At 71.6% G+C, this 21276-nt stretch carries 22 protein-coding genes and 2 pseudogenes; 14 read left to right on the top strand and 10 right to left on the bottom strand.

Going from position 1 to position 21276, the window contains the following annotated elements; genetic code table 11:
• Positions 1-100 precede the first annotated feature (100 nt).
• The 3 genes from AB1460_RS25750 (at position 101) to AB1460_RS25740 (ending at position 3362) form a co-directional block, all read left to right on the top strand.
• Positions 101-1450 carry a hypothetical protein gene (locus AB1460_RS25750; protein WP_368964683.1) on the top strand — a complete coding sequence of 450 codons (1350 nt, stop codon included), beginning with the start codon at positions 101-103 and terminating at the stop codon, positions 1448-1450.
• Positions 1447-2895: an acyl-CoA reductase gene (locus AB1460_RS25745; RefSeq protein ID WP_420497357.1), complete on the top strand. Its 1449-nt coding sequence runs from the start codon at positions 1447-1449 to the stop codon at positions 2893-2895. Before AB1460_RS25750 ends, AB1460_RS25745 begins: the two co-directional genes overlap by 4 nt.
• Positions 2896-2993: 98 nt before the next feature.
• On the top strand, positions 2994-3362 hold the full coding sequence (locus tag AB1460_RS25740) for an FKBP-type peptidyl-prolyl cis-trans isomerase (RefSeq protein WP_368964682.1): 369 nt from the start codon (positions 2994-2996) through the stop codon (positions 3360-3362).
• Here AB1460_RS25740 and AB1460_RS25735 read toward each other — a convergent pair.
• Complete coding sequence (locus tag AB1460_RS25735) at positions 3355-3978, bottom strand: Maf family protein (RefSeq protein ID WP_368964681.1); 624 nt, start codon at positions 3976-3978, stop codon at positions 3355-3357. The genes AB1460_RS25740 and AB1460_RS25735 overlap by 8 nt on opposite strands.
• A 98-nt stretch (positions 3979-4076) precedes the next feature.
• Entirely contained in the window at positions 4077-5552 is a 1476-nt protein-coding gene (locus AB1460_RS25730) for an MFS transporter (RefSeq protein ID WP_368964680.1), read from the bottom strand.
• A 54-nt stretch (positions 5553-5606) separates the two neighbouring features.
• On the opposite strand from AB1460_RS25730, the gene AB1460_RS25725 reads away from it, so the two are divergent.
• A complete protein-coding gene (locus tag AB1460_RS25725) occupies positions 5607-6098 on the top strand; it encodes a winged helix-turn-helix transcriptional regulator (protein WP_368964679.1) in 492 nt (163 codons plus the stop codon).
• 104 nt (positions 6099-6202) lie between these two features.
• Positions 6203-6322 (top strand): annotated as a pseudogene (locus tag AB1460_RS25720) (hypothetical protein); the annotation flags it as partial.
• A 240-nt stretch (positions 6323-6562) separates the two neighbouring features.
• Here the strand turns inward: AB1460_RS25720 and AB1460_RS25715 are convergent.
• Together AB1460_RS25715 and AB1460_RS25710 are read right to left on the bottom strand one after the other, a co-directional pair.
• The gene (locus AB1460_RS25715) at positions 6563-7006 is read right to left on the bottom strand and encodes a response regulator (RefSeq protein ID WP_368964690.1); all 444 of its coding nucleotides are present in this window, start codon (positions 7004-7006) and stop codon (positions 6563-6565) included.
• An 89-nt stretch (positions 7007-7095) separates the two neighbouring features.
• Positions 7096-7701: a CGNR zinc finger domain-containing protein gene (locus AB1460_RS25710; RefSeq protein ID WP_368964678.1), complete on the bottom strand. Its 606-nt coding sequence runs from the start codon at positions 7699-7701 to the stop codon at positions 7096-7098.
• A gap of 21 nt (positions 7702-7722) precedes the next feature.
• Here AB1460_RS25710 and AB1460_RS25705 point away from each other — a divergent pair, with 21 nt between their 5' ends.
• Positions 7723-8442 (top strand): maleylpyruvate isomerase N-terminal domain-containing protein, encoded by a 720-nt coding sequence (locus AB1460_RS25705; RefSeq protein ID WP_368964677.1) that lies wholly within the window; start codon positions 7723-7725, stop codon positions 8440-8442.
• 57 nt (positions 8443-8499) lie between these two features.
• On the opposite strand, the gene AB1460_RS25700 is transcribed toward AB1460_RS25705, so the two are convergent.
• Genes AB1460_RS25700 through AB1460_RS25680 form a run of 5 tightly spaced genes read right to left on the bottom strand, consistent with a single transcriptional unit; the run spans position 8500 to position 13340 of the window.
• Positions 8500-9084, bottom strand: a complete 585-nt coding sequence (locus tag AB1460_RS25700) for a patatin-like phospholipase family protein (RefSeq protein WP_368964676.1) — start codon at positions 9082-9084, stop codon at positions 8500-8502.
• Entirely contained in the window at positions 9084-9314 is a 231-nt protein-coding gene (locus tag AB1460_RS25695) for a hypothetical protein (protein WP_368964675.1), read from the bottom strand. The genes AB1460_RS25700 and AB1460_RS25695 overlap by 1 nt, the downstream gene beginning before the upstream one ends.
• A 48-nt stretch (positions 9315-9362) precedes the next feature.
• A complete protein-coding gene (locus AB1460_RS25690; RefSeq protein WP_368964674.1) occupies positions 9363-11093 on the bottom strand; it encodes an alpha-amylase family protein in 1731 nt (576 codons plus the stop codon).
• A complete protein-coding gene (locus AB1460_RS25685; RefSeq protein ID WP_368964673.1) occupies positions 11090-12139 on the bottom strand; it encodes a TIGR03885 family FMN-dependent LLM class oxidoreductase in 1050 nt (349 codons plus the stop codon). Before AB1460_RS25685 ends, AB1460_RS25690 begins: the two co-directional genes overlap by 4 nt.
• Positions 12140-12167: 28 nt before the next feature.
• Complete coding sequence (locus tag AB1460_RS25680) at positions 12168-13340, bottom strand: carboxylate-amine ligase (RefSeq protein WP_368964672.1); 1173 nt, start codon at positions 13338-13340, stop codon at positions 12168-12170.
• A 246-nt stretch (positions 13341-13586) separates the two neighbouring features.
• Here AB1460_RS25680 and AB1460_RS25675 point away from each other — a divergent pair, with 246 nt between their 5' ends.
• The 7 genes and pseudogenes from AB1460_RS25675 to AB1460_RS25645 form a co-directional block, all read left to right on the top strand.
• On the top strand, positions 13587-13997 hold the full coding sequence (locus AB1460_RS25675) for an EthD domain-containing protein (protein ID WP_368964671.1): 411 nt from the start codon (positions 13587-13589) through the stop codon (positions 13995-13997).
• A 79-nt stretch (positions 13998-14076) separates the two neighbouring features.
• Positions 14077-15117, top strand: coding sequence for a pyridoxamine 5'-phosphate oxidase family protein (locus AB1460_RS25670; protein WP_368964670.1), 1041 nt, complete (start codon positions 14077-14079; stop codon positions 15115-15117).
• A gap of 121 nt (positions 15118-15238) precedes the next feature.
• On the top strand, positions 15239-16339 hold the full coding sequence (locus tag AB1460_RS25665) for a winged helix DNA-binding domain-containing protein (protein WP_368964669.1): 1101 nt from the start codon (positions 15239-15241) through the stop codon (positions 16337-16339).
• 410 nt (positions 16340-16749) lie between these two features.
• Positions 16750-17346 (top strand): DUF6529 family protein, encoded by a 597-nt coding sequence (locus AB1460_RS25660; protein ID WP_368964668.1) that lies wholly within the window; start codon positions 16750-16752, stop codon positions 17344-17346.
• A 13-nt stretch (positions 17347-17359) separates the two neighbouring features.
• Positions 17360-17809, top strand: a complete 450-nt coding sequence (locus AB1460_RS25655) for a Rieske (2Fe-2S) protein (protein WP_368964667.1) — start codon at positions 17360-17362, stop codon at positions 17807-17809.
• Positions 17810-17823: 14 nt separating this feature from the next.
• Positions 17824-18447: an FHA domain-containing protein gene (locus AB1460_RS25650; RefSeq protein WP_368964666.1), complete on the top strand. Its 624-nt coding sequence runs from the start codon at positions 17824-17826 to the stop codon at positions 18445-18447.
• 235 nt (positions 18448-18682) lie between these two features.
• Positions 18683-19939: pseudogene (locus AB1460_RS25645) on the top strand (MFS transporter); the annotation flags it as partial.
• Here the strand turns inward: AB1460_RS25645 and AB1460_RS25640 are convergent.
• On the bottom strand, positions 19922-20641 hold the full coding sequence (locus AB1460_RS25640; protein ID WP_368964665.1) for an MBL fold metallo-hydrolase: 720 nt from the start codon (positions 20639-20641) through the stop codon (positions 19922-19924). The pseudogene AB1460_RS25645 and the gene AB1460_RS25640 overlap by 18 nt on opposite strands.
• A 210-nt stretch (positions 20642-20851) precedes the next feature.
• On the opposite strand from AB1460_RS25640, the gene AB1460_RS25635 reads away from it, so the two are divergent.
• The coding region (locus AB1460_RS25635) for a helix-turn-helix domain-containing protein (RefSeq protein ID WP_368964664.1) at positions 20852-21276 on the top strand (425 nt) is incomplete at its 3' end.

Genomic DNA, 21276 nt, shown 5'->3' with positions numbered 1-21276 from the left:
CTTCTGTCGGCGGGGCCTGCGAGCCCCCGGAAATCTCCTCTTGACATTCGAAACTAGACTCGCGAGTCTAGTTTTGTCGCGGTCGGAGGGAGAGATGCTGGTGAGCAGTGCAGTGGAGCGCCTGACAGGGCTCGTGCGGTCGGAGGAGCGGTTCGACATCCCGTACGCGGAACTACGCGAGGCCCAGGTCGAGGCCCTGAACGAGCGTTTTCAGGAACGCCGGGACCGTATCCGGCTGCTCGCCTTCCGCGCGAAGGAGGAGAAGGTCACCGAGATCCGGTCGCTGGCCGACGCGGTCCCGTTGCTCTTCCCGCACACCGCGTACAAGAGCTATCCCGAAAGCTTCCTCGCCGAGCAGAAATGGGACCGTCTGGGGAAATGGCTCGGCACCGTCTCGGCCTATCCGCTCACCCCGATCGAGACGTCCGACATCACTGATATCGATGACTGGGTCGCGCGTTACGAGGAGAACCGGCACTACATCTCGTGCTCGAGTGGCACGACCGGGAAGTCGGCGATGCTGATCGCCTCGGAGCGGGACATGGACTGGTCCCGCCTCGACACCGTCGGGGTGTTCTCCTGGGGCTCCGGTGTCCAGCCCGCGCAGGACCGTCGGATGATGGGCCTGGCACCGAGCGCCAGCGTGCCGAAGAACAACATCATCCGGGACGCGCAGGTCGCCGCCTTCGGTGACCCGCGGTTCGAGCCCTTCCGGCTGCCGATCCCGCCGATCACCATCGGCCAGATGACGAAGATGGTGGTGCTGCGCCGGGCGATGGCGGAGGGCACCGCCCGGCCCGAGGAGATCGCCGACTTCGAGGCGACGTCGCGGGAACGGGCGGAGATCCTCGACAAGTCCTATGTCATCGCCGCCGAGACGCTGGTCGCGGCGCGCGGGGACAAGCTCATGCTCGCCGGGATGTGGAACGCGCTCTACCACATCGCCAAGCTGGTGCGGGATCTCGGTTACAGCGGCGACGACTTCCACCCCGACAACTGCATCTACGTCGGCGGCGGCCTCAAGCGTGCCCAGCTCCCGCCGGACTACCAGCAGTTCGTCCACGAGACCTTCAACATTCCCGACACCCGCACCTTCCAGAACTACAGCATGCAGGAGCTCAACTCCGGCATGCCGCGCTGCCGGGAGGGCGGCCGGTACCACGTGCCGCCCTGGGTCGTCCCGTTCATCCTCACCCGGGACGGCGACGCGCTGCTCCCGGCGACCGGCGGCGAGGTCGAGGGCCGGGCCGCGTTCTTCGACCTGGCCCTCGACGGCCGCTGGGGCGGCGTCATCACCGGCGACCGGATCTCGCTGGACCACGGCCCCTGCGCCTGCGGAAACGCCGGGCCGAGCATCCGCGACACCATCGTCCGCTACGCCGACCTGGAGGGCGACGACAAGATCGGTTGCGCCGGCACCGTCGACGCCTATGTGAGGGGCCTGTCTTGACCACCACCGAAGCCGAACCGGCCGCCCCCGCCCCCGTGCCTGCGCCTGCGCCTGCGCCCGCAGAGGATGCCATCCGGGTCGATCACTTCGTCCGCGGGCAGCTCGTGCGCGGCGGGGCGGTGCACTACCGCTCCCGTGACCTCGGCGTCGAGTTCGCCACTCCCGAGATCTCGCTGGACGCGCTGGTCACCCCGCGTTCGGAGCTGCCCCCGCTGCTGGACGTCAGCACCGAGGAGATCATCGACTTCCTCGTCGCCTGCGGTGAACGCCTGGTCCTGGAGGACAACGTCCACCTGCAGGAGGCGGCCGAACGCATCATCGCGACGAACCCGCTACCGCGGCGGGTGGTGGAGAACCTGTTCCGCGTCGCCCGGCACCGTCTGACGAAGCGGGCACTGTGGGGCAGCATCGAGACCAACTTCGCCGACCCGGCGGCGCTTGACGGATGGGTCGACCGGGTCGACTTCCACGGCAATCACGGCGCGCTGCGCGCCTTCCCGCCACGGATGATCCACATGCTGGCGGGCAACTCGCCGACGGGCTGCATCTCCTCGATTGCCCAGGGCGCGCTGGTCAAGGCCGTCAACGTCTTCAAGATGCCGTCCAGTGACCCGTTCACCTGCGTCGCCATGCTGCGCACCATGGCCGAGGTCGACCCGGAGCACCCGGTCGTCCGCTCGATGTCGGCGGTCTACTGGCGCGGCGGCGACGAGCGCATCGAACGCACCCTCTACCGCCCGCAGTACTTCGACCGGATCGTGGCCTGGGGCGGCGGCGACGCGATCACCAACGTCATCCGCTACCTGGGCCCAGGCCTGCAGCTCGTCTCGTTCGACCCGAAGACGTCCATCTCGATGGTCGGGCCGGAGGCCTTCGCCTCCGACGCGGTGATCGACGAGGTCGCCGAGGCGGCCGCTGTCGACGTCTCCGTGTTCAACCAGGAGGCCTGCCTCGCCAGCCGTTTCATCTTCGCCGAGGGTGAGCGGGACGGTATCGAGAAGTTCTGCGCGGCCCTGCAGCAACGCCTCGGCGTCGACCGCGAGATCGCCTCGGCCGTGGCGCTGCCGCTGCCCGTCGACACCCGCGACGAGATCCAGATGCTGCAGGTCATGGACGACGACTGCAAGGTCTGGGGCGCACCCGACGGGCGGGGCCTGGTCATCCTGACCTCCGAACCGGTCGACTTCCACCCCAGCAACAAGACGGCGAACGTCGTGCACGTCGACTCGCTCGACGACGCCGTCCGCCACGTCAACGTCGCGACGCAGACGATCGGCATGTACCCGCCGGAACGCAGGCGGGCGATGCGCGACCGCCTCGCCAGCGCCGGCGCGCAGCGGGTGGTGCGCCTCGGCGGCGCGGCGAAGCACGTCGAGGGCGGCCCGCACGACGCGATGTTCCCGCTCCAGCGCTTCGTCCACTGGATGTCCGACGAGGACGCCTGACGAGACCGGGACCGGGACCGGGACCGAGGCCCGCGGGGTGCCGCGGGGTGCCGCGGGGTGCCGGCCGGGCGGCGGTGCGGCGCCCATAGGGTGGATGCATGGAAAAGCCCGAGATCGACTTCGTCGACCCGACTCCGCCGACCGACCTGGTCGTCAAGGACCTCACCGAGGGGCAGGGAGCTGAGGCCACCGCCGGCCGGACCGTCTCGGTCCACTACGTCGGTGTCTCCCACAGCTCGGGCGAGGAGTTCGACGCCTCGTACAACCGCGGCCAGCCGTTCCGGTTCCGCCTCGGTGCCGGTCAGGTCATCTCCGGCTGGGATCAGGGCGTCCAGGGCATGAAGGTCGGCGGGCGCCGGCAGCTCGTCATCCCGCCGCACCTCGCCTACGGTTCGCGCGGTGCCGGCGGCGCCGTCAAGCCCAACGAGACCCTGATCTTCGTCGTGGACCTGCTCGGCGTCAGCTGACCGCCGGCGGCCGAACCCCCGGCACGACACTGCCGGGGTCGCCGAACTCCCGCAGCAGATCGGTGAGGACGCTGACGGGGAGCCCGACAACGGTGTCGTACTCCCCGTCGATGCGGTCCACCAAAGCCCCGCCGGCACCTTGGATCGCGTAGCTCCCCGCCTTGTCCAGCGGCTCGCCCGACGCGACGTACGCGGCGATCTCCTCGTCGCCGAACGCGCGCATCGTGACCGCGGTGGTCGCACTCCGCCCGTGGCAGCGACCCGTCGCCCCGTGGGCCACGACGACACCGGTGGTCACGTGGTGCGTCCGGCCGCTCAGTTCCCGCAGCGTCCGCGCGGCGTCCTGCTCGCTGTCGGGCTTGACGAAGATCCGCCCGTCGAGGCTGACGACCGTGTCGCAGCCGACGACCAGCGCCTCCGGTTCGGAGCGGGCCACGGCCAGCGCCTTGCGGCGGGCCACCTGCACCGTGAAGTCCGACGCTCCGTCGTAGTCGTGGAGCGTCTCGTCCACGCCGCTGGTGATGACGGTGAACTCCAGCCCCATGCTGGTCATGATGTCGCGCCGGCGCGGTGAGCCCGAGGCGAGAACGATCCGGTAGGCGGGCACGCCGCTCACGCTACCGGCCCCGGGGGCCCCGGCTGCCCGCCCCGACCCGCCCCGAGCCTTGCCAGCCGCCAGCCGCCAGCCGCCAGCCGCCAGCCGTCGAGCCCCGGCTACGCGGCCGGGGCGACTGGTGCGGTCGGAGGGGCCGGTGCGGGCGGAGTCGACGGGTGCGCGGCCCGCGCCGGGCGGCGCAGCAGGAGCACCGCCGGGACGATGCCGACCAGCGCGAGACCCGCCGTCACCCACCAGGCCTCCCGGAAGGCGTGCAGGGACGTCCCCGTGCCCACCGACGCCTCACCGAGAATCGCGATGGCCACCGCCACACCGAGCGCGAAACCGGTCTGGCGCAGCATGTTGACCACCGCGGAGCCGGTCGCGAACGACTGCGGCGGCAGCGCTCCCGAGGCGGTCGCCATCATGGTGGGCAACGTGAGGCCCACGCCGATGCCGGTGAGGAGCATGCCGCCGAGCACCCCGGACACGTAGTTCTGCTCCTCGGTGATCGCGAGCGCCCACCAGGCCACGCCGCCGCCGAAGACGGCGCAGCCGGCCGCGATCACGACAGCCGCTCCGTACCGGGCGATGAGCGCACCGGCCACACCGAAGGCGACCAGCGGCACCATGAGCGGCCCCGGTGCGATCGCGAGCCCTGCCCGCAGCGGGGACCAGCCCCAGTGGCCCTGCTCCCAGAGCACGATCGACAGCAGCATCGCGGCGAACGACGCCGAGAAGAACAACGCCACCAGGGACGCACCGGTGAACGCCCGCCCCGCGAACAGTGAAGGATGGATCAGCGGGGTCCGGCTGGTCGCGCAGTGCGCCACGAACAGCGCCAGCAGCACCACGGCACCGAGCAGAGTCCCGAGCAGGGCCGCGGACGTCCAGCCCCAGTCGCCGCCGCGGACGAGCCCCGCCGTCAGCAGCCCGATGCCGCCCGTCGCCAGCACCACTCCGAGCGGGTCGGGCCGCTCCGTCGGCTGCCCCGCCAGCTTCGGCAGCCACCGACGCCCGGCCACCAGGGCCGCCAGACCGACGGGGATGTTCACCAGGAAGGCCCACCGCCAGCTCGCGGCGACCAGCAGACCGCCGATCACCGGGCCGATCGCCGCCGCCATGCCGCCGATGGCCGTCCACGCCCGGACGGCTCCCTGGCGGCGCTCGGCGCTGTGGGCGGCGAGCACCAGACCCAGCGAGGTGGGTGTCACGAGGGCGGCGCCGACGGCCTGCGCGAGCCGGAAGCCGATCAGCATCTCGACGTTGCTGGCCGCCGCGCAGGCCGCGGACGCCGCCGTGAAGACCACGACTCCGAGCAGGAAGCCGAGATCGCGGCGGTAGCGGTCCGCCAGCCGACCGAAGAACACCAGCAGCGCGGCGTAGCAGACCGCGTACCCGTTGAGGACCCAGGACAGCGTGCCCAGGTCGGTCTCACCGAGGTCGCGGGCGATCTGCGGCAGCGCCACGTTGACGACGAACAGATCGAGGTTCACCAGGATCACGCCGGCGCAGACGATCAGCAGCACCGCGCGCCCGGACGCCATCCTCGCCGACTGTGGGGTGGCGGCCCGCTCCACCATGAGTTCTGTCATGGAACTCACCCTAGGAGCTTGCAGTTCTATCAAGCAACCCACTAGCGTTGAGTGATGGAGCGCAAGAGCTTCGCCGGCATGCACTGCTCGGTCGCCCAGACGCTGGAGATCATCGGCGAGTGGTGGACGATGTTGATCGTCCGTGACGCCTTCCTCGGGGTGACCCGCTTCGACGACTTCCAGAAGCGGCTCGGCATCTCCCGCAACATCCTCAACCAGCGCCTCGCCGGCCTGGTCGACGCCGGAGTGCTGACCCGGGTGCCCTACCAGGACAACCCCCCGCGTCACGACTACCGGCTCACCGACAAGGGCCGTGACCTGTGGCCCGTCCTGACCGCGATGCGCGAGTGGGGCGACCGGCACGCCGCTCCCGACGGTCCGCCCCTGCAGCTGCGGCACACCGGCTGTGGGGAGGTCTTCCACACCGTGCTCGGCTGCTCCGAGTGCGGTGAGCCGGTCAGCCTGCGCGACGTGCGCGCCACCGCCGGTCCCGGCGATCGTGACGGCATCGTCCGCACCAGGCCGCCACGCCGCGACCCCGACTGACGCACCGGCGGCCCCGAACGGTCAGCTGGGCGTCAAAACGGCGGGTATCCCGCGCTATCCATTGCAGTCCGTTGACGCTCCCCGCAGCCCGGCAGGCCCGTGACATGGCTACGCGTCACCCGGGCCGGTGGAGCGGAGAGCGCCGAACCAGCGAACACGTTCCCATCCTTGCTCCCGGGGGCGAGGTGATCGGGAGCCTGTGCGTGATCGACGAGAAACCGCACGTCTGGCAACCCGCCGAACTGGCGGCCCTCTCCACGCTGGCACGCGCAGCCAGCAACGAGGTCAGTCTCCGCGCATCGCTGAACACGGCGCGGGCATCGCTGCGGGTGTCGCAGGAACTGGCGCGCGGTCTTCAGGACAACCTGGCCCCCGGTGCTTCCCGCGATCCCCGGGGTACCGCAGTACCGCGGCCCGGGTCCGCCTACCTCTGCCCGAAGGACGGACAGCCGCCGGCAGCTCCGCTAGGGAGCCTGATGACCGGGGAGCCGGGCGAGCTCCAGATAGAAGCCGTCGATCGCGCGAATCGCGCCGAAGAACTCGTCGAGCTCCTGGGGTTTGCAGACATAGGCGTTGGCATGCAGCTGGTAGCTGGCTGACACGTCATCCGGAGCCTCGGACGTCGTCAGTACCACGACTGGAATGCTCCGCAGCGCCGGATCGGCCTTGATCGCGGCGAGGGTCTCCCTGCCGTCCATCCGAGGCATGTTCAGGTCAAGAATGATCAGATCCGGCTTTCGCAGAGCCGGGTCGTGGAGGTAGGCCATCGCCTCGACGCCGTCGGCGACCGTCTCCACCTCCTGCCCGAGACCGCGGGCAAGGAATGCTTCGGTCACCAGCATCGCGTCGCCCGGGTCATCCTCGGCGAGGAGAACGGAATAGGGAGGACTGGGCGCGGCGGCGACCATCACCGGCATCTCCATGGCTGTAGGTCAGCGGGTGCGCCCCCCGACGCACCGTTATCGTCGCACATTGTCGCGGGTGTCGCGGGCGGCAGTCAGGAACGGCGGGCCCGGTGGTGGGCGGCGCGGGCACGGTTTCCGCAGGCCTGGTCCGAGCACCAGCGGCGCCGGCCGGGCCGGGAGGCGTCGAAGAACAGCAGCGCGCACTCGTCGCTGGCGCACTCCCGTATCCGCGCGACGTCCGGGCTGCCCAGCAACTCGACGGCGTCCCGCGAGACTGTCGCCAGTGCGGCCTCGACAGGGGTGCGCCCCGGATGGAGCTGCTGGGTGCCCAGGCCGGTGAGCTGCGGGGCCAGGCCCGCGTGCCGGGCGTGCGTGTTGATCAGCCGGAGATCACCGTCGCCGGCTGCTCCGCCGTCGATCGCGGCCCGCGCGGTGCGGTAGACAGCCTCCCGCAACCGGCGCGCGGACCGCAGCTGCGCCTCGGTGACCGTCGGTGGCTCCGTCAGCAGGTCCGCGGCCACGAACCAGCGACCAAGATCCTCACCGGTGCGGAGTCGTTCGAAGCTACGGCGCCAGCGCTCGCCCACCGTCGCCGTGTACGCCAGACAGAGCCGGCCGGAGAGGAAACGGAACTGCAGCTCCCAGTCGGGCAGCTCGCCCGGCGGGAGCACCCGGACAGCGGTTGCCGCGCCCTTCATGTAACGACTATAAGTCGTTACATGCGGAGCATCGACGAAGTAGCTGTCAGGACGTCCGAGGCCCGGCGTGAGGCCTTCGGTCAGGCCACCGCCGCCTTCACCGCACTGGTCGCGAGGGTCGGCCCGGAGGACTGGCAGCTCCCCGCTCTCGGCCAGTGGACGGTGCGCGACCTGGTGGGCCACGCCAGCCGGGCGCTGTCGACGATCGAGGCCTACCTGCCGACAGCCGCCCAGCCCGCACCGGCCGTGCAGGCCGTGGAGGCCGGCAGTCCCACCGACCCGGCGCTCGACGCGGCCGCGTACGAGTTGGCCGGGCCGGCGGAGTACTACCTCGCGGCGCGGGCCGGCCTCGGGGATCCCGCCGCCGTGGCCGAACGTGGCCGCGCCGCCGGTCGGGCCCTCGGCGCGGACCCGGCGAGGGCGGTGGGCGCGCTCGCCACCCGGGTGCTGGCCCTGGTGGCCGCCACCACGGACAGCACCCTGATCCGCAGCCCGGTCGGCACGATGGCCTTCGTCGACTACCTGCCGACGAGGACCTTCGAACTGACCGTGCACGGCCTCGACCTGGCCCGTGCGCTCCCAGGTGACAGCGGGCCGGGGGCCGGGGCCCCGCTCGGCTCGGCCCTGGCCGCTGGTCTCGACCTTGCCGCGGAGCTGGCGGCACGCGGCCCCGATGCCGCTGACCTGCTGCTGCTCCTCACCGGGCGCGGTTCCCTGCGCTCCGGCCTGAGCGCTCTCTGACGGGGGTACCGGGTCGACTCGGGCAGCCCCCATGCCCCGGTCCGCTCGAGGGGTATGTCATGTCGCGTGCTGTCCCAGCGCCTCACGGATGCGTGCGGCGGCTGCGGTGGCCTGGTGCTCACCGGCCTGATAGGAGGGCTGCCAGCGTGTCCGGTCACCGAGGTCGGTGCCGAAGCTGTCCTGCGCCGCACTGTCGGGGCCGATGCGCACGACCGTGGCGGCGCCGGCCGGCCCACCGGGCGACCCGGCTCGGGGCGCCATCGGTTCGATGACCACCACGGGGTCGGCGCCGACGGCGAGGTGGCTGTGGGATCCGCCGGCGAGAGCGCCGTCCATATAGCGGCGACCAGCGATGAGGACCGGTGGGTAGGCGGCGGGCATGGCGCAGCTCGCCGCGACGGCCAGGGACAACGGAACACCGCTGCCACCGTCCCAGACGACGGGCTGACCGGTCTCCAGCTCCACGGCGGTGATCAGCAGCCGCTGAGCTGGCCAGGCCTCCGTACCGAGCACGAACCTCATGTCGGCGATGTGCGCCGCCTCGGGGGCTGTCGGAGCGCTGAGCGCGATGCGGCCCACGCGGCGCCGGGCATCGGTCGGGTCGATCGCAGGATCGCCGAGGGTGGCGAAGACCTCCGCCATCAGGTGCGGGTCCTGCCGCACCCGTGGGCCGGACCGCTCGGGCAGGACGGCGAGGCGCCGCGGGTCGCCGCCGGTGGCAAGGACGGCCCCGCCGAGGTCCCCACGATCAGACCGGCATCGGCGAGGTCCAGCCCGTCCCGGCGCAGCCCGGCTGCCAGCCCGAGCAGCCAGGCCGTGCCGACGACCCCACCTGGACCCAGGACAACCGCGGCACCATCGGAAAGCGTCATCCCGCGACCATGGAACCTCAAGTCCCGTTGAGGTCAAGCCCGGTCCGGTCAGGCGTCGGTGCGTGACCGGCGGGGGCCCGTCCCGGCCTTCCCTCGGCGCCGGATGCGCAGCCAGCAGTAGCCGTAGCCGGCCAGGTCGAGGTCGACGGCGCCGCCGTCACCGGCAGTCAGGTCGCCGCCGGACCCGTGGGAGCCGCGGAAGCCGCCGGACCCGGCCAGCTGCGTCAACCGGTCGCCGGACTCGACGCCGGCGAGCGGGAGGCGCGCGGCGACGGGTTCCCGACCGAGGTTGTGCACCGTCACGACCGTCTGGCCGTCCAGGTCGCTGCGGTGGACGAACAGGGCGGGGGCGCCGGGGCAGTCGAGCACGGCGCCGTCGCCCCAGGCGAGTTCCGGGCAGCGCCGGTAGACGCGGATCATCGCGGTGAACCAGGACAGCAGCGAGTCGGGATCGTCCTGCTGGGCCGCCACGTTGACCTTCGCCGGGGCGAAGTCGCCCTCGACGACCGGGCCGACGAGGCGGCCGGGCTCGACGGCGGAGAAGCCGCCGTTCGGGCCGTCCGTCCACTGCATCGGCGTGCGCACGGCGAGGCGGCCCTCGGCAGCCAGGTTCTCGCCCATCCCGATCTCCTCGCCGTAGAAGAGGGTCGGGGTGCCGGGCAGCGCGAACAGCAGGCTGTAGGCGAGGCGCAGGCGCGCCGGGTCACCGCCGAGCATCGGTGGCAGCCGCCGCCGCAGCCCGCGGTCGTACAGCTGCATCGACGGGTCGGGGCCGAACGCGGCGAAGACCTCCCCGCGCTCGTCGTCGCTCAGTTTGTCGAGCGTCAGCTCGTCGTGGTTGCGGACGAAGGTCGCCCAGTGCCCGTCCTTCGGCGCGGCCGGCCGTTCCCGCAGCGTGGCGGCGAGCACGGAGGCGTCCTCCCGGGCCATCGCCAGATAGAGCTGCTGCATACCCGGGAAGTCGAAGCACATCGTCAGCTCGTCGCCGTCCTCGTCGCCGAAGAACGTGCGCAGCTCCGGGTACGGAAGGTTCACCTCGCCGAGCAGGATCGCCTCGCCGCTGCGCCGGGACAGGAAAGCCCGCAGGTCACGCAGGAAGTCGTGGGGGTTCGGCAGGTCCTCGGCGTCGAGCGCGCCGGCGGTCTCGAGCAGGAACGGAACCGCGTCGACCCGGAAACCGGAGACGCCGAGTTCCAGCCAGAAACCGATGACCCGGGCGATCTCGTCGCGCACGTCGGGATTGGTGACGTCGAGGTCGGGCTGGTGCTTGTAGAACCGGTGTAGATAGTACTGGCCGGCTTCGTCGTCGTACTGCCAGACGCTGTCCTCCTGGTCCGGGAACACCACGTCGGACGGGCCGTCCTTCGGCGGTTCGTCCCGCCACACGTAGAAGTCGCGATAGGGCGAGTCCCGGCTGGAACGCGCGGAACGGAACCAGGGATGCTGGTCGGAGGTGTGGTTGACGACGAGGTCGATGATCACCCGGATGCCGCGGTCGCGGGCGAGCCGCAGGAACTCGACCAGGTCGCCGTGGGTGCCCAGACGCGGGTCGACGCCGTAGAAGTCGGTGATGTCGTAGCCGTCGTCGCGGTCGGGGGATGGATAGAACGGCATCAGCCACAGGCAGGTGACGCCCAGTTCGTGCAGGTGGTCGAGGCGTTGGGACAGCCCGCGGAAGTCGCCGCAGCCGTTGCCGTCGGAGTCGAAGAAGGTCTCGACGTCCAGGCAGTAGACGACTGCGGTCTTCCACCAGAGGTCGCCCGTCCTGGTCAGCCTCATGCGTGCGCCGCCCCCGCACGGGCCACTGCCGGCCGCTGTGCCGTCGGACGGGTCGCCGCAGTGCCGGGGCTGCCAGGGGTGCCCGGGGGGTCGGTGAGCTGCGGCAGGACGGACCCGGCGAACACCTCGATGAACTCGTCCAGGTGCTGGCCGACGTGGTGCAGGAAGATCTCCTCGTAGCCGAGCTCGATGTACCGGGCGAGCTGTTCGGCGTGCCAGCCCAGGTCGCTGGAGATGTTGACGGACTCGGCGACGACCTCCGGCGGCACGTGCGCGGACACCGCGTCGAACGTGTCGACGTGGTCGATGTCCCAGCAGGCCGGCGGCGCGAACACGTTCGAACGCCACTGGTCGTGGGCGATGCGCGTTGCCTCGCCGGCATCAGGGGCGTAGCTGAGGTGCACCTGCAGGCGCAGCGGGCCGCGCCCGCCAGCGTCGCGGTAGGCGTCGGCGACCGCGCGCAGCCGCTCCTCGGGCCCGTTGACGGTGATCAGGCCGTCGGCCCATGCGGCGCACCAGGCCGCCGTCTCCGGGCTGACGGCCGCGCCGACGAGCGCCGGCGGGTCGGCGGGCAGCGTCCACAGCCGGGCCCGGTCGACGGTGACGAGTCCGTGATGGGTGACCTCCTCCCCGGCGAACAGCGCACGCAGGACGTCGACGCACTCCCGCAGCCGCGCCGCCCGCACCGGCTTCGCGGGCCACGGGTCGCCGGTGATGTGCTCGTTGCTGGCCTCTCCGGTGCCGAGCGCGGCCCAGAACCGGCCGGGGAACATGGCGGCGACCGTGGCGATCGCCTGGGCGCTGATCGCCGGGTGGTAGCGCTGGCCGGGGGCGGTGACGACGCCGAACGGCAGGTCCGTCGCCTGCATCGCCGCGCCGAGCCAGGTCCAGGCGAAACCCGACTCGCCCTGCCGGGCGCTCCACGGTGAGAAGTGGTCGGAGGACATCGCCGCGCCGAATCCGGCCCGCTCGGCCAACGCGACGGCCCGTACCAGCTCACCGGGCGCGATCTGTTCGTGGGACGCATGAATGCCGAAAAGGGTCACGCCGCGATCTTTGCCCGCTGAGCGCGTCCTAACCATCCGCCGCCGTCTGCGCCGTCTGCGCCGTCTGCGCCGTCTGCGCCGTCTGCTCGGTCTGCTCGGTCTCGTGCACGATCAGGTCCACGACGTCGGCGATCCGCCCGCGGCGACGCAGCATGGCACGCTGACGGTCGGCACCGGTACCGCGGGCGAACAGGGTGTCCACCATTCCGCCGACCGCCGCGAGGTCACCTGCCGCGGCGAGCGCGGGGGAGATCCGGTCCACCAGCCGGTCGACCATCACGCGGGCCTTCACCAGCTCACCGGACACGGGGTCGACCAGCTCTCCCTGGATGCCGTCGCGGGCCGCCCGCCACGTCGCCGCCCGCAGCACCTCCGGACGGGCGTCGGGCACCGGCCGGCCGTCCGCCCAGTCAGCTGCCGCGGTCGTGACAAGGCCACGGGCGAGCGCCGCGAGCAGGACGGCGTCCTCGACCGAGAGGCAGACGTCCGCGACCCGCAGCTCCAGGGTGGGGTAGTGGCGGGAGAGCCGGGCGTCGAAGTAGATCATGCCGTCGTCCATCGCCGCGCCGCTGCGCACGAGCAGGTCGACGACCCGGTCGTACTCCGCGGCGGAGCCGAACGCGGCGGGGGCCCCGGCCGTGGGCCAGCGTGCCCACACCTGGGTGCGGTAGCTGGCGTAGCCGGTGTCCTCGCCCTGCCAGAGGGGGGAGTTCGCGGACAGCGCGGCGAGTACCGACAGCCATGGTCGCAGCCGGTCGAGCGCGCCGACCGCCTCGTCCGGCGACTCGATTCCGACGTGAACGTGGCAGCCGCAGGTCAGCTGTTCCCGGGCGGTCAGGCCGAACTCGTCCCGCATCCGCTCGTAGCGCGGTTTGTGGGTGAGTGTCGGGTCGCCGCGGGTGGGGCTGGTTCCGGTCGCGGCGAGCATGACGCCCTCGGCGCGGGCCGCCCGGGCGGCGGCGCGCCGCAGCGTGCACAGCGACCCCCGGACCAGCGAGAGCGAGGTGTGCGGGGCGGAGCCGCTCTCCACCTGCTCCCGGGTCAGCTCGACGTCGAGGTCGCCGTCCAGTTCGACGTCGAGGTCGCCGCGGCCGCTGCTCCGCGAGAGCACGCGGGGAGCGGCGGCGCGCACCGCGAGGCTGTCGGGATCGAGGAGGAGGAACTCCTCCTCGACGCCGAAGGTGCGAGGGCTGGTGGTCATGGAGCACTGCTTCCCCGGCACGACGATGACTAACTGCCGCGCGGCGAAGGGGCCCGACCGGGCCGGTGCGGGATCACCCGTTCTGTCCGGTACCTGCGCCATCGGCGACCGCCGCCCGGGCACCCACCCTTTCTTTATATTGTAATCCTTGCTAGGATTACGTCCGGCGGAATCCACGGAGAACGCTGGTCCCGATCGTTCGGACAGGTTCGCCCGCCGTTTCCGGGAGAGAGAGGGGAGTGCCTCTTGTTCAAGCAGGTATGTTTCTTTCGCAAGCGTCCCGACATGACTATGGACGAGTTCCTTGACTACTACGAGAACCATCACACGCGGTTGGCGGAAAAATTAGGGAAGCCGGCCATTCCGAACGCTGTGCGGTACGTGCGGCGCTACCTCACGCCGGTCGAGAACCCGGTGACGGGTGAGATCCATGACAGCGGCTACGACTGCATCATGGAGATCTGGTGGAACAGTCGCGAGGATTTCGAGACCTCGCAGCGGCTTATTCGTGACCCGGAGCGCCTGCCGCACACGATGGAAGACGAGAAGAAGCTCTTCGCCACCCACGAGAACCCGATCTGCATCGTCGAGGAGCACGACTCCCCGATGGGTCCCGAGGGTGAGACCTACGACTGGGTGCCGGTCGTCCGGAGCTGAGATCCCGCCGGAGCGGCAACCGCCCCCCAGGGGCCTGCCGCGTCAGCACCTATCCATATGACAGGAGATGGTCAGCGCGATGAGTGGTCTTCACGATCTCCCCGCGGCGGTGTCAGGTCTCATCGAGTCGGGCGTGGTGGCGGAGTTCTCCACGGTGTCCGCGGCGGGCATCCCGATCGACACACCGACCTACTACTTCCCGGCCGACGACATGTCGACGATCGACCTGGCGACCGGTCTGCCCAACCCCGCCAAGGCCGAGCGGGTGCGGCGCAACCCGAAGGTCGGTCTGCTGATCGAGGGCAGGCCCGAGGAGCCGGTCGTGGTCGTGCGCGCGCACGGCGCGGTCCGCGACAGCGACATCCAGGCGAACGCCGTCCGCTACCTCGCCGAGACCGGCTACAAGGGGATCAGCCACGGCATCACCTGGGAGGAGGCACGGAAGGCGGTCACCTACTGGTCCCGCATCATCATCGAGAACAAGCCCGAGCGGGTGTACTGGTGGGAGAACCACGCGGCGCTCGACAGCCCGCCGCAGGTGTGGGCCGCCGAACCCGGAACGGTCTTCCCGGCGTCGGATCCGGCGCCCGCCGGGCGCATGAAGAAGTCCGCCTGGCCGGTCCGCCCCTGGCCGGTCGTCGCCCGGGAGGCCGTGGAGGGCGGGACCCCCGCGCACCTGTCGGTACTCGACGACGACGGCTATCCCCTTCCGATGCGCGCGCTCGACCTCTCCCTGACCGATGACGGATTCCTGCTGCGACTGCCTGCGGGAACGCCCTGGCAGCTGAAGGGCCGGGCGTCCCTCACCTTCGCCGGGTTCCGCACGTTCGTCGGCGATGCCGGGCCCGACGGCGACCGGGTCCTGTTCCGGGTCGAGCGGGCGCTGCCGCAGCACCCCGCCACCCTCGACACGAAGCAGGTGCTCCAGCCGAGCGAGGACACCCTCGCCAAGGCCCGCGCGCGTCTCGAGCACGAGGCGTCCCGCCGCGGCCAGTCACTGCCGGTCATCCCGGCGGACCCGCCGGCCCGCACCCGCCTCGCCCTCGCCCGCCAGGCGCGTATCGAGAGCGACGCGCCGATCACGGGCATCACCGAGGACCACGGCAACCGCACCACCTGACCCGCAGTCCCGTCTGACCCTGCAGTCCCGTCAGACCTGCGGTCCTGTCCGTGGCGGCCGAACGCGCCGCCGCGGGCGGGGACCATCGTTTTCTGTCGCACCGGCCGTCTACGGTGTCCGCATGGTCGACAGCCTCACCCGGGCGGATGTCCTCGCTTTCCGGACCCGAGCGCAGGGCCTGGATCGCGAGTCCACGCCGCTGGCCGATGCCACCGTGCTGGAGCTCGGCGTCCAGGACACCGGCCCCGACGGAGGGCGCTGGGCACTGGCGGTGCGGGGGATGGCTGTCGACGCGCTCGGTGCGGAGGCTCTCGCGGTCGCCTGGACCCTGCGCGGCGCCCCACACCTCTACCGCCGAGCCGACCTGCCCTGTATTGCCGCGGCGACCGCGCCGTTCTCGGACGCCGACGCCGGAAAAAGGATCTTCGATGCCGCCCGGCCGCTGCGGGAGGCGGGCATCAGCCCGATCGAGGCCCTGGAGTCCGTGGCCGCGACGATGCGCACGCTGGTCACCGGGCCGATGGTCAAGGGCGAGGTGTCTGGTCGGCTGGCGGAGCTGATGGATCCGCCCTACCTGCGTTTCTGTCGGTCCTGCCAGGCCACCCACCTCTACGAGCAGCCGTTCCGGCTGGCCGCGCTGCGGGCCGGCCTGGAACTCGAGCCCGGTACGTCACCGCCGGTGCTGCGGCCGGTCCCCGGGTTCACCCGGGCCGCCTCGGTGCCCGCGCGCTTCGACGTCGTCCGCGGGTACCTGCGGCTGCTCGGGCCGGCGACCCCGAAGCATGTCGCGGAGTTCCTCGACTCCCCGGTGAAGGAGGTGAAGGCCCACTGGCCGCAGGACGCGGTCGAGGTCACGGTCGAGGGCGAGCGCAGCTGGCTCCTCGCCGAGGACACGGCGGGCCTGACGGCCGGCCCGGCGCGCACGACCCGGCTGCTCGGCCCCTACGACCTGTACCTACAGGGCCGGGACAGGTCGCTCCTGGTCGGGGAGCAGGCTCGGGCGAAGGCGCTCTGGCCGGTCCTCGGCCGGCCCGGTGCCCTTCTCGTCGACGGTGAGATCGGCGGCCTGTGGCGCCCCCGGCAGTCGGGCGGCAGGCTCACGCTCCAGCTCACCCTCTGGCAGGCGGCGACCTCGGCACTGCACGCGTCGATCACCGACCAGGCCGAGCGGCTCGCCGCCTACCGCAACGTCCGCCTCACCGGCATCGACGTGGCGGAGTGAGAGCGCGAGCGGCCCGGCCCGGCCGGGCCAGGCGAGCGGGCTGGGCGGGGCCCACATGCCGGCGCAGGAGCGCCTTCCTGGTACGCCGTCATCCCCGTAGGGAAGACGCAGGCCGGAACGTCGGGCACGGAACGTCGGGCACGGCCCCGGCGGATCCACAGCGGCGGCTTCCGCGACTCCGATAACGATACGTACCCTGGGTAACGATAAGTACCCTGCGTAGCCTCACGTATGCGTGCTGTTCGATGATGTGTGGGGAGCCAGCCGGAAGGCGGCCACGTGGAGACATCGTTTCTCAACGGCCGCACCCGTTTTCCCCATGGTCTGTCAGACGGATGACTTTGCTTGATCCACCGCGAACCGTTGCTGGATAGTGCGTCATCACATTGACGGTGCAACGAGGGGGGCGGATGGCGCTCGGAACACAGAAATCCGATCGGAGTACGGGGTCGGATGCGGCGCTCGCGGGTTCGGCGGGGGTCGGGTTCGCCCTGTCTCTGCTCGTGGGTGTCGCAGTCGCGGTGTCACTGGGTGTGTACGCGCGCCTGCATGACCCCGCGGGCCGCCCGCTGCTCACCCTCGGTTTCTCCGGAACGCTGCCGATGAAGGCCTGGCTGACGACGGCAGCGACTCTCCTTCTCCTTGTTCAGCTCACCACGGCGCTGTGGATGTGGGGCCGTCTCCCCGGCGCCGGCCGCGCCCCGGCCTGGGCCGCTCCCCTGCATCGGTGGAGCGGCACGGTGGCGTTCGTCCTCACGCTGCCGGTCGCTTTCCACTGCATCTGGGCGCTCGGCTTCGCCAGCAACGAGACCCGGACGCTCGTGCACAGTCTGGTCGGCTGTGTGTTCTACGGCGCCTATGCCGCGAAGATGCTCGGACTGCGCACCCGCCGGCTGCCCGGATGGGCCCTGCCGGTTCTCGGATCCGCTGTCCTTCTCTCCCTGGTGGTGCTCTGGCTGAGCGCCTCGCTGTGGTTCTTCACCCGTCCCGACATCCCGAAGTACTGAAAGAGGCCGGTAGATGGCGCAGGAAACTCCGACGCGACGAGTGGTGGTGCCGGGCATCGTCGTCACTGTTGCCGGTGCTGGCGCCGGCTTCGCCGTCGCGTCGAACAGCAGCGCGGCGGACCCGAAGCCTCCGACGGCCGCGGCCAACGGTGGTGGGGACGCACCCGGCGGCGAGGCCGGGCCCCTCGCCCAGCTCTCCGACGTTCCGCTGGACGGCGGGGTCGTGCTCAGCGACGCCGGTATCGTCCTGACCCGGGACAGCGGCGACGGCATCCAGGGATTCTCGGCGGTGTGCACCCATCAGGGCTGCCTGGTCTCGTCAGTGGCCCAGGGCCAGATCAACTGCCCCTGCCACGGCAGCAGCTTCGACGCACGCACCGGCGAGCCTGTCGCCGGGCCTGCCAGGACGAAACTCCCCCCGGTAGCGGTGACGGTCCGCGACAACGCCGTGTTCAGGGCCTGAGGAAGGTGACGTCGATGGAACTGGGCAGCATTCGGGTGACCACCCCCGCGGGCTCGGTGGAACTGGCCCCGGACCGTTCCCATGTGATCGGCCGCGGCCGCGAGGCGGATCTGGCGCTGGCCGACGGGAAGGTCTCCCGCCGTCACGCCGAACTCGTGCCGGGACCGGACGGCTGGGTCGTCCGTGACCTGAGCAGCAACGGCATCTGGCGGGACGGCGTCCGGGCGAAGGAGTTCGCCGTGGACGGCGAGGTCCGCGTCCGCCTCGGGGGCAGCAACGGCCCGGAGATCACCCTGCGGGCACCTCGACCGGTCCGGCGTCCGCCGGCGGTTGTCGACAACTCCGAGGCCCAGACCGTGCTCAGCGGTCAGGGGCGAGGGCCCGAACCGGGCCGTGGGCCGGTCCCCGTCCCGGCGCAGGCGGGCCGGGCAGCGGCCCCGCCGGCCCCGGCCGTACCGCCGGGGCCGGCGGCGGGAGCCCGGGCCCAGCCCGCGGGTGGTGCACCGGCGCCGCAGGGCGCGCCCGAGCACGGGGGAGGCCCGACGCCCGCCCTGGCTGGATGGGTGCGGGTGCTGCCGACCCTGGTCTGGCTCGCGGCGGTCGGTTTCGCCCTCGGGGCCCTGGTGGCGCTTTCCTGACCGGTCCTCCGGAGACCGGTTCTCCCCTGACCGGTCCTCCGGAGACCGGTTCTCCCCTGACCGGTTCTCTGTGGGTGAGATCCTCCTCACCGGTCCTGATCGGGTGAGGTCCTCCGGGTTCGGCCCTCGGGTGCCCGCTGCGCGAGATGCTCAGAGGGCGAGCCGAGGGCCGCCGGGCGATCCCGTGCGCCCGGTCGGGGCCTGGCCGCGTTGACCAGCCGCGGCGAGGAGGACCTTGAACCCGTTCCGTTCTTTGCGTGTGCGTAACTTCCGGCTGTTCGTCGTCGGGCAGATCCTGTCGGTCGCCGGGACCTGGATGATGGTCGTCGCGCAGGACTGGCTGGTGCTCGAGCTGACCGACGACTCGGCGAGCGCGCTCGCCGTCGTCACCGCCCTGCAGTTCACGCCGTCACTGCTGCTGACACTGCTCGGCGGCCGCCTCGCCGACCGGTACGACAAACGGCTCCTGCTCACCCTGGCCAACATCGTCTCCGGCGGGTTGGCACTGGTGTTCGCGCTGCTGGTGCTGAGCGGCGGCGTCACGCTGTGGCAGATCCAGCTGTTCGCGCTGGCGCTGGGGGTGGCGAGCGCCATCGAGATCCCCACCCGGCTGTCGTTCATCAGCGAGATGGTCGGCCCGGAGCTGCTGCCGAACGCCTCGGCGCTCAGCGCCGCCTACTTCAACCTGGCCCGGGTGGCCGGCCCGGCGCTCGCGGGCCTGCTGATCGCCGCGTTCGGCCCCGGGCCGGTGATGGTCGTCAACGCGGTGAGCTACCTGGCGACGGTGGTGGGCCTGCGCATGATGCGGCCCGCGGAGCTGCTGCGGGCCGCCCGCCCGCCGACGCGGGTGCGGGTGGTGGACGGACTGCGCTACGTCGCCTCCCGCGACGACCTGGCGTTGCCCCTGGTCCTGGTCGCCGCGGTCGGCCTGTGCGCCATGAACTTCCAGCTCACGCTGCCACTGCTGGCCCGCACGGTGTTCCACGCCGACGCGGCGGCGTTCGGCCTGCTGACCGCCGCGTTCGCCGGCGGGTCCCTGGTGGCGGCGCTGGTCACGACCGGGCGGCGGGAACGGCCGTCGGCCGGGCTGGTGAACGGGGCGGCTGTCGGCCTCGGTGTGGCGATGACCCTGACCGGATGGGCCCCGACGTTCGCGACCGCGGCGGCGGGCCTGTGCGTCACCGGCTTCGGGGTGATCTACTTCGCCCAGGCCGCGAACCACCGCATCCAGCTGGGCAGCGACCCGGTGTTCCGCGGGCGGGTCATGGCGCTCTACTCGACGATCATGATCGGGTCGACGCCGCTCGGCTCACTGCTCGTCGGGGTGCTCGCCGAGCAGGTCAACGCCCGCGCCGCGATGTGGTTCGGCGGCGTCGCGACGCTGGTCGCGGTCGCCGCCGTCCACACCGTCGACCGGCGTGCCCGGCGTGCCCGGCGTGCCCGGCGTGCCCGGCCGGCCCGTGTTCCGTCGCGGTCAGGCAACGAGCCGGAACGAGGTGCCGGAACTGCTCGGGACCCAGGCGTCGGGGAGCGCCAGGGCGAGGGCCCCCTGCGCGCGCCAGCCGGTGCAGTGGGCGGAGGCGACGAGGTCGGGTGCCAGCTCGGTGAGCGCGCTGACCGTCGGGGGAATGACCGGCTCGAAGGCGGGGCCGCTGAGGTGCAGCCCGCCGATCAGCGCGTGCAGCCGATCGACCCCGGTCAGCCGCAGGGCGTGCCGGGCGATGTTGACCGCGCCCGCGTGCCCGCAGCCGGTCAGGACGAGAAGACCGCGGCCCCGCACGTGCACGACCAGCGCCTGGTCGTCGAGGACGAGCGGGTCGTGCTGCCAGGCGGAGCCGTTCCACCCCTGGTGCGGGGGCGGCATCCCGCGTTCGAAGTCCGTCGTGCGGTCGACCTCGCCGGTGATGAGAACGTGGCCGTCGACCAGCAGTGACGGCTGGCGCCGCTCGATCACCTGGAAACCCTCGGACTCCAGCGCGCGCCGGCTCAGCGTCGGCAGCTCGGACGGTTCCAGGCCGGGCGGAGCGAGCCGGCGGCGCGTCCAGACCTGCGGGTGGACGGTCATTGGCAGGCCGCGCACCCCCCGGCGGCCGGCGAGCCCGGCAAGGCCCCCGGCGTGGTCGAAGTGCCCGTGGCTGAGAACGACACCCTGGACGGAGCCGAGGTCGACACCGAGCCGGTCGGCGTTGCTCACCAAAATTCCCGGAGGATGCCTCGGCTTTCAGGCCGGGGAGGAATCCGGTTTCCCGTGCAGCGGGGCGTTGGTAGGCGATTCGCCGTCAGGCGGACTGCCGTTCGAGGAAACGGCGCTCAAGGTGAATCATCTCGCGGTTGAGGGTGTCTGTTTCCTTTCGTGGTCTCGATGAGGCGGGTGTGCGGTTTGTTTGGGGATAGCTGTTAGGGTGTGGTCGTGTCCCGGTTCCGGTTGTATCCCGATGTGGCGGAGGAAGAAGCTCTGCTGGTGCACTGCGGGCATGCCCGGTATGTGTGGAACCTGGCCTGCGAGCAGGGGGCGTGGTGGAATCCACGCCGTGGGCCCGCTCCCGGCTATGTGGAGCAGAATCGGCAGCTCACCGACGCGCGGGGAGACAATCCGTGGCTGGCGGCAGGCAGTGTGATCGTGCAGCAGCAGGCACTGCGGGACTATACGACGGCGATGGCCCACTTTTTTCGTGGTTCGCATCGGCGGCCGTCGTTTCGTAGACGGGGCCGGGCCGAGGGTTTCCGGATCGTTGCGGTGAAGCCCGCCGATGTGCGGCGGGTCAACGGCCGCTGGTCGCAGGTACGGGTACCCAAGGTCGGGTGGGTGCGGTTTCGCCGGTCCCGTCC

Source organism: Parafrankia sp. FMc2 (genome assembly GCF_041008525.1).
Lineage (GTDB): Bacteria > Actinomycetota > Actinomycetes > Frankiales > Frankiaceae > Parafrankia.
The sequence above is the reverse complement of the archived record's forward strand: the minus strand, read 5'-3'. Positions and strand labels throughout refer to the sequence as shown.

Excerpts from the sequence above, each read along its gene's own strand:
- AB1460_RS25740 (WP_368964682.1), top strand. The coding sequence starts at position 2,994 with ATGGAAAAGCCCGAGATCGACTTCGTCGACCCGACTCCGCCGACCGAC.
- AB1460_RS25730 (WP_368964680.1), bottom strand. The coding sequence starts at position 5,552 with ATGACAGAACTCATGGTGGAGCGGGCCGCCACCCCACAGTCGGCGAGG.
- AB1460_RS25725 (WP_368964679.1), top strand. The coding sequence starts at position 5,607 with ATGGAGCGCAAGAGCTTCGCCGGCATGCACTGCTCGGTCGCCCAGACG.
- AB1460_RS25715 (WP_368964690.1), bottom strand. The coding sequence starts at position 7,006 with ATGGTCGCCGCCGCGCCCAGTCCTCCCTATTCCGTTCTCCTCGCCGAG.
- AB1460_RS25710 (WP_368964678.1), bottom strand. The coding sequence starts at position 7,701 with ATGAAGGGCGCGGCAACCGCTGTCCGGGTGCTCCCGCCGGGCGAGCTG.
- AB1460_RS25705 (WP_368964677.1), top strand. The coding sequence starts at position 7,723 with ATGCGGAGCATCGACGAAGTAGCTGTCAGGACGTCCGAGGCCCGGCGT.
- AB1460_RS25700 (WP_368964676.1), bottom strand. The coding sequence starts at position 9,084 with ATGGCGGAGGTCTTCGCCACCCTCGGCGATCCTGCGATCGACCCGACC.
- AB1460_RS25695 (WP_368964675.1), bottom strand. The coding sequence starts at position 9,314 with ATGACGCTTTCCGATGGTGCCGCGGTTGTCCTGGGTCCAGGTGGGGTC.
- AB1460_RS25690 (WP_368964674.1), bottom strand. The coding sequence starts at position 11,093 with ATGAGGCTGACCAGGACGGGCGACCTCTGGTGGAAGACCGCAGTCGTC.
- AB1460_RS25680 (WP_368964672.1), bottom strand. The coding sequence starts at position 13,340 with ATGACCACCAGCCCTCGCACCTTCGGCGTCGAGGAGGAGTTCCTCCTC.
- AB1460_RS25670 (WP_368964670.1), top strand. The coding sequence starts at position 14,077 with ATGAGTGGTCTTCACGATCTCCCCGCGGCGGTGTCAGGTCTCATCGAG.
- AB1460_RS25665 (WP_368964669.1), top strand. The coding sequence starts at position 15,239 with ATGGTCGACAGCCTCACCCGGGCGGATGTCCTCGCTTTCCGGACCCGA.
- AB1460_RS25660 (WP_368964668.1), top strand. The coding sequence starts at position 16,750 with ATGGCGCTCGGAACACAGAAATCCGATCGGAGTACGGGGTCGGATGCG.
- AB1460_RS25655 (WP_368964667.1), top strand. The coding sequence starts at position 17,360 with ATGGCGCAGGAAACTCCGACGCGACGAGTGGTGGTGCCGGGCATCGTC.
- AB1460_RS25650 (WP_368964666.1), top strand. The coding sequence starts at position 17,824 with ATGGAACTGGGCAGCATTCGGGTGACCACCCCCGCGGGCTCGGTGGAA.